The organism is Marinomonas spartinae (assembly GCF_900089775.1).
Taxonomy (GTDB): domain Bacteria; phylum Pseudomonadota; class Gammaproteobacteria; order Pseudomonadales; family Marinomonadaceae; genus Marinomonas; species Marinomonas spartinae.
The window spans coordinates 110,375-122,516 of sequence record NZ_FLOB01000007.1; the positions used below are offsets into that span (position 1 = coordinate 110,375).

10 protein-coding genes are annotated in these 12,142 nt (G+C 43.7%); 4 read left to right on the forward strand and 6 right to left on the reverse strand.

All coding sequences use genetic code 11. The features are described from left to right. Positions 1-36 precede the first annotated feature (36 nt). Positions 37-1,137, reverse strand: coding sequence for a glycine cleavage system aminomethyltransferase GcvT (gene gcvT, locus MSP8886_RS14730; RefSeq protein WP_067017767.1), 1,101 nt, complete (start codon positions 1,135-1,137; stop codon positions 37-39). A 373-nt stretch (positions 1,138-1,510) separates the two neighbouring features. Between gcvT and glyA the strand changes: the two genes are divergently transcribed. From glyA to gcvP, 3 genes are all read left to right on the forward strand, one after another. Then, positions 1,511-2,788 (forward strand): serine hydroxymethyltransferase, encoded by a 1,278-nt coding sequence (gene glyA, locus MSP8886_RS14735; protein ID WP_067017769.1) that lies wholly within the window; start codon positions 1,511-1,513, stop codon positions 2,786-2,788. Positions 2,789-2,842: 54 nt separating this feature from the next. Further along, the gene (gene gcvH / locus MSP8886_RS14740; RefSeq protein ID WP_067017771.1) at positions 2,843-3,226 is read left to right on the forward strand and encodes a glycine cleavage system protein GcvH; all 384 of its coding nucleotides are present in this window, start codon (positions 2,843-2,845) and stop codon (positions 3,224-3,226) included. 97 nt (positions 3,227-3,323) lie between these two features. Then, positions 3,324-6,188, forward strand: coding sequence for an aminomethyl-transferring glycine dehydrogenase (gcvP, locus tag MSP8886_RS14745; RefSeq protein ID WP_067017773.1), 2,865 nt, complete (start codon positions 3,324-3,326; stop codon positions 6,186-6,188). 87 nt (positions 6,189-6,275) lie between these two features. Here gcvP and copD read toward each other — a convergent pair whose 3' ends face one another. The 4 genes from copD to MSP8886_RS14765 form a co-directional block, all read right to left on the reverse strand. After that, positions 6,276-7,202 (reverse strand): copper homeostasis membrane protein CopD, encoded by a 927-nt coding sequence (gene copD / locus MSP8886_RS14750; RefSeq protein ID WP_067017775.1) that lies wholly within the window; start codon positions 7,200-7,202, stop codon positions 6,276-6,278. 6 nt (positions 7,203-7,208) lie between these two features. Continuing rightward, the gene (copC, locus tag MSP8886_RS14755; RefSeq protein ID WP_067017961.1) at positions 7,209-7,574 is read right to left on the reverse strand and encodes a copper homeostasis periplasmic binding protein CopC; all 366 of its coding nucleotides are present in this window, start codon (positions 7,572-7,574) and stop codon (positions 7,209-7,211) included. A 431-nt stretch (positions 7,575-8,005) separates the two neighbouring features. Then, positions 8,006-8,410, reverse strand: coding sequence for a DUF805 domain-containing protein (locus tag MSP8886_RS14760; RefSeq protein WP_067017777.1), 405 nt, complete (start codon positions 8,408-8,410; stop codon positions 8,006-8,008). A 151-nt stretch (positions 8,411-8,561) separates the two neighbouring features. Then, a complete protein-coding gene (locus tag MSP8886_RS14765; RefSeq protein WP_067017779.1) occupies positions 8,562-9,020 on the reverse strand; it encodes a helix-turn-helix domain-containing protein in 459 nt (152 codons plus the stop codon). Between the two features lie 349 nt (positions 9,021-9,369). Between MSP8886_RS14765 and MSP8886_RS14770 the strand changes: the two genes are divergently transcribed. Next, positions 9,370-11,271, forward strand: coding sequence for a PhoX family protein (locus MSP8886_RS14770; RefSeq protein ID WP_067017781.1), 1,902 nt, complete (start codon positions 9,370-9,372; stop codon positions 11,269-11,271). A gap of 88 nt (positions 11,272-11,359) precedes the next feature. On the opposite strand, the gene MSP8886_RS14775 is transcribed toward MSP8886_RS14770, so the two are convergent. Beyond that, the gene (locus MSP8886_RS14775; RefSeq protein ID WP_067017783.1) at positions 11,360-12,058 is read right to left on the reverse strand and encodes a hypothetical protein; all 699 of its coding nucleotides are present in this window, start codon (positions 12,056-12,058) and stop codon (positions 11,360-11,362) included. Positions 12,059-12,142 lie beyond the last annotated feature (84 nt).

Sequence of the window (12,142 nt, forward strand, 5' to 3'; positions counted from 1 at the left end):
TTGTGAATTTTGAATCAAGAACTTAAATCAAAGAACTTAACCTCTAAAGTAATGGGCAGGTACAAATGGCATTTTGGTTTGAATCAACGGAATGCTTTTACCCCGAACATTGGCAAACAAAGGTGTCTCATCCGTCAAGCTTTGTGTTTCAACATACGCCATGACAATAGGTTGCGACAGACTAGGTGAAAACCCCCCGCTGGTCACTGTACCTTTCACATCGCCAGCTTCATCAATGATCTCAACACCTTCACGAACTGGCGCCTTTCCATCCACCAAAAAGCCAACACGTTTGCGGTTTGGTTTGTTAGCGAATTCAGGCAAGACCACATCAGCCCCAATAAAGCCCCCTTCACGCTCGCCCCCAAGACGACGAACGGGTTGAATCGCCCAGTTTAGTGACGCTTCAACGGGCGTTGTGCTGGTATCGATATCATGACCATATAAGCACAATCCCGCTTCCAAACGCAGAGAGTCACGAGCCCCTAGGCCAATCCACTCCACTTCGGGCATATCAAGCAAGGCGTCCGTTAAAATTTGAGCATGCTCATTGGAAACGGATATTTCGTATCCGTCTTCGCCTGTATAACCAGAGCAACTTACCCATAACTCAATACCCTGCCATTCAAACTGAGTACTTTGCATAAACGTCATTTTAGCCGCATCAGGTACCAAGCGAGCAAATGCTTCACGAGCTTTTGGGCCTTGAATAGCCAATAAGGCTCGATTATCAATCACTTCAACTTCGCAACCAACAAGCGACGCTTTCATATGAGCAATATCATTGTCTTTACAGGCCGCATTGACCACCACAAAAAGCGCCTCTCCCCAATTCGCAAACATGAGATCATCAGAAATAGCACCATTTTCAGTAGTAAATAGAGCGTAGCGTTGCATACCTTCTGGCAAACCTAAGACATCGACAGGGACAATTTTCTCAAAGGCATGTTTGACATTGACACCACGCAGCATCACTTGCCCCATGTGCGAAACATCAAACAAACCAGCATTTTCACGAACCCATAAATGTTCTTTTTTAACACCTAGAGGATATTGAACAGGCATTTCATAGCCAGCAAACTCAACCATTCTGGCGCCTGCTGCAATATGCTGCTGATATAGAGGGGTACGTTTCATAAAACAAACCTTTCGATGATTTAGAGAATTTTTGTTTCCGATTGGAAACAGATTATCTAAAAAAACACCCATTTTACAAGTGATGCGTACAATTTAATCTAAACTAGAGATAATCCTGCTTCAGAAATCACCTATAGGATTAACCAAGTGGTCAGCATTTTTTGCTGATTTAAAATCTCTGACTTGCTTGTTTATTTCTTGTTTCCAATCGGAAACTTTTTCGCTATGATGATGCCAAGTTGACGCATAACAGTCGTTGATCGGCGCTCTTATAAAGATGATCTTTTTTCATCATCTTGGACGGCTCAGATGTTATCATTGGATAACGATTTATCGTATTGGACAGAAATGTTTATTTAAGAGGAATTACACCATGGCCAACACCGAAGCCTTTTTCAGCCAAACACTGGCTGAACGAGACCCAGAACTTTTCGCGACCATTGTTGAAGAACAGGATCGTCAAGAAACTGGCATCGAATTGATTGCTTCTGAAAACATCACCTCTAAAGCCGTTTTAGAAGCTCAAGGCTCTGTGCTAACAAACAAATACGCGGAAGGCTACCCACATCGTCGCTACTACGGTGGTTGTGAAGCGGTTGACGTTACTGAACAGCTTGCCATTGACCGTGCAAAGCAACTTTTTAATTGCGAATTTGCTAATGTTCAACCACACTCAGGTGCTCAAGCAAACGGTGCGGTTATGCTTGCTCTACTTCAGCCAGGTGATACGATCCTAGGTATGTCTTTAGACGCTGGCGGTCACTTAACTCATGGCGCGCCACCAGCTCAATCGGGCAAATGGTTCAACGCTGTTCAATATCAAGTGAACCCTGACACACTATTGATTGATTACGACGCGATTGAAGCACAAGCATTGGAATGCAAACCAAAAATGATCATTGCAGGTGGTTCTGCCATCCCTCGCGTGATCGATTTCAAACGCTTCCGTGAGATTGCTGACAAAGTTGGCGCTTACCTTTTTGTGGATATGGCTCACATCGCTGGTCTAGTTGCAACAGGCGCTCATCCATCTCCACTTCCACACGCTCACGTTGTCACCACCACTACACACAAAACACTGCGTGGCCCACGTGGCGGTATGATCCTGTCTAATGACCTTGATCTTGGCAAGAAAATCAATTCTGCGGTTTTCCCAGGCTACCAAGGCGGCCCATTGATGCATGTAATTGCAGGCAAAGCCGTCGCGTTTGGCGAAGCGCTAAAACCTGAATTCAAAACCTATATTGATCAAGTCGTTGCCAATGCGAAAGTATTAGCTGAAGTCATGATGGAGCGTGGCTGTGATATTGTGACGGGTGGTACAGATAACCACTTGATGCTTGTTGATCTTCGTCCAAAAGGCCTAAAAGGCAACGTCGTCGATAAGGCTCTTGAGCGTGCGGGCATCACTTGTAACAAAAATGGCATTCCATTTGACACTGAAAAACCAATGATTACCTCTGGTATTCGTATTGGTACGCCAGCGGCCACTTCTCGCGGCTTTGGTGAAGAAGAATTCCGTAAAGTAGGTCATTTAATCAGTGATGTTCTAGATGGCTTGGTTGAAAAACCCGAAGGCAATCCAGAAGTGGAAGCTCGCGTACTTGCAGAAGTAAAAGAACTTTGCAAGCGCTTCCCTCTTTATCGCTAATCACAAACAACCCGAGCCTGACATCTCGGGTTATTTTTTAAATGGGGCAAAGATATGAGCACTATTCCAGATAACCTAAAATACGCTGATTCTCATGAGTGGGTATTAGATAATGGTGACGGCACTGTGACCGTGGGCATTACAGACCACGCACAAGACCTTTTAGGTGACGTGGTTTATGTTGAATTACCTGAAGTCGATACAGAAACCGTTGCAACCGAGCAATTCTCCTTGGTTGAATCAGTTAAAGCCGCTTCAGACATTTATGCACCGGTCACTGGTGTCATAGTCGAAATAAACGAAGCATTAGAAGACTCACCTGAGTTGATCAATGAATCGCCATACCAAGATGCATGGATTGCTAAAATCAAACTTGCTGAAGACGCAGACCTGAGCAAGTTAATGGATGCAGACGGTTACGCGTCCAGCATCGAATAATCTGTTATCTGCTCTCTTACTGCTAGCACGTATTTTGCTGTTATATACAGTAAGAGAGCTCATCTCTTCTGCTTTATTTTAATAGGTGATTATTACCATGACCTCGTGCATCCGTGATTTGCAAAACAATGACGAATTTATCGCACGCCACATTGGCTCTGACATATCTGAACAGAGTCTGATGTTGCAGACAATTGGTGTCGACTCTTTAAATGCGTTGGTTGAAAAGACCATCCCCGAAGCGATTCGTCAAGCAAACCTTGACCTGTCTACCCAACCAGCCAGTGAAAGCGACGCACTAAAACAACTCAAAGCCATTGCTAACAAAAACACGGTGGCACGCTCCTTTATTGGCATGGGTTATCACGATACACATGTCCCTTCGCCTATTGTACGCAATTTATTGGAAAACCCAGGCTGGTACACGGCTTATACCCCTTACCAACCAGAAATTTCGCAAGGCCGCTTGGAAGCGCTATTAAACTTTCAACAAGTGATCATTGACTTAACCGGCATGGAAATCTCTAACGCTTCACTGTTAGACGAAGCCACCTCCGCCGCCGAAGCCATGACGCTCATGAAGCGCTCTAACCGCAAAAAAAGCAATACCTTGTTTGTTTCAGAGCAGCTACTGCCGCAAACCATTGATGTAGTAAAAACACGCGCCGAACTACTGGACATTGAAGTAGTTGTTGATAATAACGATAACCTAGGCCATTACGATGTATTCGGTGCCATTTTCCAATACCCAGGCACCAATGGCGAGGTTATCGATCTAACCGATCTTATCGCTCAAGCGCATAAGCAAAATGCATTGACCAGTGTTGCCGTCGATTTATTAGCCCTTGTGTTAATTAAATCCCCAGGCGATATGGGAGCGGATATTGTTTTCGGCAGTGCACAGCGTTTTGGCGTACCAATGGGATTCGGTGGTCCTCATGCAGCATTTTTAGCGACCAAAGATGCGTTCAAACGCTCTATGCCAGGCCGTGTTATTGGCGTTTCTAAAGATAGCCATGGCAAACCAGCCCTTCGCATGGCCATGCAGACTCGCGAACAACACATTCGTCGCGAGAAAGCCACTTCCAACATTTGTACGGCTCAAGCACTACTCGCTATGATGGCTGGCTTTTACGCCGTTTACCACGGCCCTGCTGGTTTGAAGAAAATCGCTTCTCGCGTTGCCGCATTGACCCACTGCTTTGCAACAGCTTTGCAACAGAAAGGCTTTACGACCAATGCCAACTACTTTGATACCCTTGTTGTCGATACCCAAGACAAAACACAGAGTATTATTGAGGCCACTCAAGCTAAGCTGATCAACCTTTTTCAAGTGTCTGATCGTGCGTTGTCGATTTCTTTCAGCGAAACCACCACGACAGAAGATGTGATCGATCTAGCGGCGTGTTTTGGCATAACATTAAACCAAAACGATATCGACTCAAGTGCGGCAGGCGTTGGCTTTGATGAAAGTTTACTGCGCCAAGATGCCATCTTAACGCACCCCGTCTTCAACTCCCATCACAGTGAAACCGAGTTGATGCGCTACCTACATCAACTTGAAGTCAAAGACATTGCTTTGAACCAAAGCATGATTCCACTTGGCTCCTGTACCATGAAGTTAAACGCGGCATCAGAAATGATTCCCGTCACTTGGGCCGAGTTCGGCAGTATCCATCCATTTGCGCCGCAAAACCAAGCAGCGGGCTACCACGCCCTGTTGTCTGAGTTGATCGACATGTTAGCAAAAGCCACTGGTTACGATACGATTTCTCTTCAGCCGAATTCAGGTGCCCAAGGAGAATACGCAGGTCTGCTTGCTATCGACAAATACCATAAGTCACGTGGTGATCACACTCGAAATGTGTGCTTGATCCCAAGTTCTGCCCACGGTACAAACCCTGCTTCTGCTGCTTTGGCTGGCATGAAAGTCGTGATTGTTAAATGTGATGAAAACGGCAACATCGACTTGGTCGACCTTGCCGCAAAAGCGGAAAAACACGCGGCGGAACTCAGCTGTATCATGGCAACCTACCCATCCACTCATGGCGTATTCGAAGAGCACATTCGCGAAGTATGTGAGGTTGTTCATAAATTCGGCGGCCAAGTATACATCGATGGCGCCAATTTGAACGCGCTTGTTGGTGTCGCTCCTCCGGGTGCATTTGGTGGCGATGTTTCCCACCTGAACCTACATAAAACCTTCTGCATTCCACATGGCGGTGGCGGCCCAGGCATGGGGCCAATTGGTGTTAAATCACACCTTGCACCTTTCCTTCCTGGCCATAGTATTGAACCGGTTATGGGCATGGCCGAGCAACATGGTGCTGTCTCCGCAGCCCCATACGGTAGCGCAAGCATTCTTGTTATCACTTGGATGTACATCAAAATGATGGGAGACAAAGGTCTACGTGATGCGACGTTTAATGCTATTTTGAACGCCAACTACATTGCTAAGCGTTTAGCCGATCATTACCCAGTGCTTTACACGGGGAAAAATGGCACGGTTGCTCATGAATGCATTATCGACATTCGCCCAATCAAGGCTGAATCAGGCATTAGCGAAGAAGATATTGCCAAGCGATTGATGGACTTTGGTTTCCATGCTCCAACGATGTCTTTCCCTGTGGCTGGCACCCTTATGATTGAACCGACAGAATCCGAGTGCAAAGAAGAGCTTGATCGTTTCTGTGATGCCATGATTCAAATTCGTAACGAGATCAGCAAAGTATTGGCGGGTGAATGGCCCCTAGCAGACAACCCATTAGTCAACGCTCCGCACACAGCAGACAGCCTATTGGATATGGAATGGAACCATGCGTACTCTCGAAAAGAAGCAGCATATCCATTACCTTGGATCAAAGGGCGCAAATATTGGCCGAGCGTTGGTCGTATCGACAATGTTTACGGTGACCGCAACTTGTTCTGCGAATGCCCACCAATCGATAGCTACGAAAGCTAAACCAGCGTTTTAAAAGTAACACACCCAAAAGGCAAGCCAGAAAACGGCTTGCCTTTTGGATTTTCATCCTCAAGCTAGGCACCAGTATTAAAAATCACCCGCATGGGGATCTAACACACCAAAAATAGCGACAGCCAAAATCACCAAGATCCCAAAACCCAGTTCAAGCATGATTGCTTTTTTTAGTGAGGCAATGCCTCCTTGTCGAAGAGCAGATTGACCAAGCATTGGAGCCAACACCACCCTATTACGAATCGCCAATCCTATCATTAGTGCAACCAAGAGTATTTTGCCAGTCAACATGGCCTGATAGGTATTTTGCAAACCAAATGGCAAATGCCCGAGAATCAATAATGTATTAATCATGCCAGAGCAAACAATAATACTAACAGATACCATACCAAGGCGAGAAAAACGCTGGACTGCCTTTATTAAAAACAAAGAATTCTCTGTATCGCTAAGAACTTTAAAAACAAAATAAAGAGCAAATAAGCCGCCAACCCAAGAAGCTCCCGCAAAAACATGAAGAATATCTGAGAGCTGATGAACAACGCCTCGCCATCCCTCATTCATTTGAGCATGCCCTGTAAAAGAAAAACTCACCAAAATAAGCCCTCCCCCAAGTAACAACAGAAACATTTTATATTTCTGCACCATCTTGGAGTTGGAGGCAAAAAAGTTGCTCAGCAGTAATATACATCCCCCTATCAGGCTAATTTGCCAAGCAAGGCCTGCTGATGTTTCAGTCACTACAGGCCACCATAGCGAGCCAGAGAACACATCTGACCAGCCATCACCGATCATAGCAACATTAATAGGAAGGGTAAGTAAAACACAAACAAACAACACCCAGACACAGGGAGTTATAAATTTAGAAATGGAAACCAGTAGCGTTTGAGCGACCTCTTTCTGGAGAAAAAGGATGGGATAAAAAAGCATCCCCCAAAATAAAGAACCAACCGATTCCAGCAAGAAACGATTGGTTACCAATGCCAAATGAACCGTTAAATCCACGCAGCTTTATTTCTTAATGACAAAAGTATAATGACCTTTTGTTTTATGGCCGTCTTTCGATAATGCGTGCCAATCTACTGTGTATTTGCCTTTAGCCAGCATATCAGGTAAAGGCACCACCATGGCTTTATCATCACTGCCGGACAACAATGCGTTCCCTGTTTTGATAGGCTGGTGATTCGCATTCATTAATTTTACACCCGTAAAATGAATATTAAGCCCTTCGCTAAATTTTAAGACTAGATTAGAAGGAGAGTTAACCGCAACACCATTTATCGCAGGAAAAGCAGATTTCAAATGAGCGTGCGCAAAAGCGGCACCAGACATTGTAATTGCGGCGGTTGCCATCATACCTAAAAAGATTTTTTTCATACTTTTTATACTCGTTAAAAACAGAAGTTGAGAGAAGTGTAGCTCGATATACAACAGCAAAGTAAGCATTTACTGTCTTACGAACGGGACTGGGTAATCAATCAGTTACACCCCCCAGCCTGACATCATTAACCCTAAATACGCTATCTGACATATAACCAACAATCACTTAATAATCGGAGGTTCGTTTTATGAAAGCAAAAACATTATGCCCCCAAAAAAAGTCATTTTTCAGTAAACAATAAGCAAGATAGGGCATTTTTATGAAATCACCCTATAAATAGCGACATCATTCACCCTCTCTTTGAAATCATCTTAACTTGCAAAAGAACAGCCCTCCAAGACAACTCAACAGGCTAGCAGAGGAACCGTGGGGGGGCATAAAATCACCTTTCATAGACGCGGATAAGATAAATAAATTATTTTATTTATTAAATTGTGATGGGAGAACTACGTGATGTCACCCAACTTGGATCTTCGCCAAATCGGTTATCACCAATCGAGCCCTCTAAAGATAAAAGAAAGATCAGTAGAAGAGTACCAAATACAGGGATTGCATTAAGCAAGATAAACCAACCAGAGCGATTTATATCGTGTAGACGGCGGATACTCACTCCTATGGTTGGCAATAAGGTCAAAAGATTAAATGCCAAAACAACCACTATAAATTGATCTACGGTAAACAATGATCTTGATAAGAAGGAGTGCAAAAAAAACAACAAAGCAAGCAATAGATTGAGCATCATATTACTCATCACAAAACACCAAAACTCTTTACGACACGAACGGCCTGAAAACACAGCATATTTCTTAAAGGCAACCAGATACCAACCCATATCTTTCCTTCTCTTTTCATTCAGTTAGCTGATAGATAAACGCTCTGTAAAGAATATAACAGCATGGAGTTAATCGCTAAAAAAATTGCGCATGACTAACAAGAAAAAAGAGAGAAAATTCAAAGGCTAGCCTAGAAAACCATAAAAAGCGTCATACCACTCCAAACTGACGGGCAAATTCATCAAGCTTTTTACTGCGAATCAATTTCAGTTGCTCCAACTCAGTTTTTGCTGATACTTTTGCCTCTGCGACAAGTTTAGGATCTTGGTTTACATCAGCTTTTTTTAATGCCTCTTCATAGGCATCTAGCACCTCATCAAAATGATCTTGATAAGCCTCCTCCACCATCGCAAGCGCTACGTGATAAGAACCATTAGCCGATTCTGCATTGCGTTTTATATGATCTAAAGAATTTTGAAAATACAAGGACTGTAAGGTCGCGTGGGGTGAAGAAGTGCCTCGAGATTGTCTCCTTTCATTTACAACAACGCCTGATGAAACAGGCTGTGTCGAAAAAACCGTGCTCGCCTGCGTATAGCTAACAGGCATTGTGTTCAAAACAAGAATAGCAGTGAGCGACTGCAACTTCTTAAAGAAAACTTTTTTCATGCTCACCTACCTCTATTAAAAAATAGCAACACACAATCTCCTCTATAAAAACGCGATTCGATTCTATGAAAAGTGAGTTTTCATTCTATGGAGCAAATATCATCAACACAATCCAATCGCTGCCATTGCACATTTAAACCTCACCCTTGCGCTTTTATGACAAGGTAATAAGCAAATAAACACATCAACCATGCACAAATTGCAAACAAACCCAAATAAAGGTAAGTATTTTGTCATGAAAACGTCATTGTTTCTGTGATCTACTGATTAAGATAAATTCGATCGGGCAGTGATCGATATTTCTACTACATATCAATCAGGTATCCCCTGACTCAATGAGGAACGAAAAATGACCCAGTCCATTGATAATACTCGTCGTCGTATGCTTGGTTTTATGGCCGGTGCCCCTTTACTCCCTCTAGCTGGAGGCATATTCACTTCCAAAGCATTTGCTGACAACATCACAGACTCTCCATTGGCTTCTGTCAGCTTTGTCCCAATGGCCGCGCCGTCGTTAAGCAACCCAGCCGCCATGGCGACAACCTATATCAATTCGGCAATGCAGCTTAAGTTCGAAGATGGCTCTAGCCGCCTAGTTAAACTGGACTACCATCCTTTTTTCATTTCTGGCGATAAAGTTCCTGATGGTCAAGGCGGAACAGTCGTTGCAGGCGGTTATTATGATATTAACAACCGTCCAATCAACGACCCAACAGCGGGTAATCGCCAATTTTTCTCAGACTGTCCAGATGGTTCAAGTCTATTAACGGTAGAAGGTGCAAACGTACCTGGCGTTTACGGCAAACCAGTATTTGCGGTGGTTCAATTTGAATACACCTCCCGTGACGGTGGCGGTAATAATATGTATGGTCGTCTCCCCTCTCCTATTGCTGTATTAACACTAGACCAAAACCAAGAAACGGGGGAATTGAAACTAGTGAAATATCACAATGTTGATACCTCCAGTGTTGGTGGTTTATGGATCACCTGCGGGGCGAGTTTGTCACCATGGGGCACTCACCTTTCCAGCGAAGAATATGAGCCAGACGCATCAAAAATGGATGATAAGCGTTTCAAGGCCTACAGCAAAAATTTATTCGGTAATGAAAACACGGCCACACCTTATAATTATGGTCACCTGCCAGAAGTCACCGTCAACAAAGACGGTACAGGGTCTATCACCAAGCATTACTGCATGGGCCGTATTTCTCATGAGCTGGTTCAAGTCATGCCAGATGAACGCACCGTCATCATGGGTGACGATGCCACAAATGGTGGTCTGTTCATGTTTATTGCTGACAAACCACGTGATTTATCTTCTGGTAAGCTATATGTAGGAAAATGGCACCAAACTTCTAACGAAGGCCCAGGTGCGGGTGATATTTCTTGGATCAAACTGGGCGAAGCCAATAGCGATGAAATCAAACGGCTGGTTGATGCGGGCATCAAATCTTCTGACATCATGGAAATCCATCATAAAGACCCAAAAGACCCAAGCTTCACTAAGATTGGCTACGGCGGCAAACCAAACTGGGTAAAACTGAAACCAGGTATGGAAAAAGAAGCAGCCTTCTTGGAAACACACCGTTATGCAGCGCTTGTTGGTGGCTCTTTAGGATTTACCAAAATGGAAGGTACAACGGTCAACATAAAGGACAAAAAAGCCTACTCAGCAATGTCTTACATCTATAAAACCATGACGGATGGCAGCAATGACATCCATGTTCAAGGACCAAAAGCTGGTGCCGTATACGAGCACAAGCTAACAGGCGGTCAAACAGACAGCGATGGCAACCGCATTGACAGTGAATGGGTATCAGTTCACATGCACGCTCCATTCAACCTAACGGGTGAAGACCTAAAAACAGCCGATGCAATTGGCAATACAGCCCATGCTGACCGTATCGCTAACCCGGATAATATCAAGTACTCTGAAAAGCTTCGCACTTTGTTTATTGGTGAAGACAGCGGCAATCATGTTAACAACTTCCTATGGGCCTATAATGTAGACAGCGGCGACCTATCTCGCATTATGTCTTGCCCAGCAGGCGCGGAATCAACTGGCCTGCATGCGGTTGACGAAATTAACGGCTGGACCTACATCATGAGCAACATGCAACACCCAGGCGACTGGGAAAGCCCATTGCATGACAAAGTAAAAGATGCATTAGATCCATATATCCGAGCTAACTACAAAGATCGTTATGGTGCTGCTGTTGGTTACATCACAGGGATTCCTAAAGTCTCTTAAGTAAGCGACTTTACAATGGTTTATCTGATCGAATAAACAAAAGGGCAACCATCTGGCTGCCCTTTTTTCTAAGCCATGAGCTAAGCAATTAATACCAATGAAAAAAACCATTTATCACGTAAAGTAGGATTGATAATAAAAGTGCACCAGCAAACCCAAGAGCAATCCTATTCTCATCTTCAATATTATCTTTAAAAAAATGCTTCTGGCATGCACCAAGAACGCAAACCACAACCAAAAACGTCACCCCTTGACTTATCCAAAAGTAGTTACCAAATAAAGGCAGTATAGGGCTTATGACTCCATATAAAACAAGAAATTTAGACGCAGCGAAACGATTTCCATCTGATACCAATATCGTCGCACTCATGGCTAACGCCGCAACACTCACACTTAAAAAAGCAATCACAGGCCACCAGACAGGCTCTGGAAAAGCCAACAGCTCATGAAATGAGGCCGATATTTTTTGTACAGAAGGCAAACTAAGATAAGAAGCAATAAAGCGTATTATCCCAAAAAGCATAAACCAACAAATAACACCTGAGAAGAAATAGCTGGGAGAGAACGCTGTATATCCTTTACGCTCCGCTAACTTAACAAGTAACACACCGACTAAATTAACTCCGCCAAAAATAAACAATGCATGCAAAAAGTCATGACCGTAAAAAATACTCATTGGCACCGTTATAGCAATAAAAATACTAGGACGAACAACACTATTTATGTATAAATAAACAAAAATCGGCTGTAATATCAGCATGATGATGGCTAACGTCTTTAATTCCATTTGCTTTTCCTTAAGTGTTCATAATCATTAATTTTTCTAAAAAAAAGCGCTTCAAAATTGAAGCGCTTTTTAAAACATATAAAA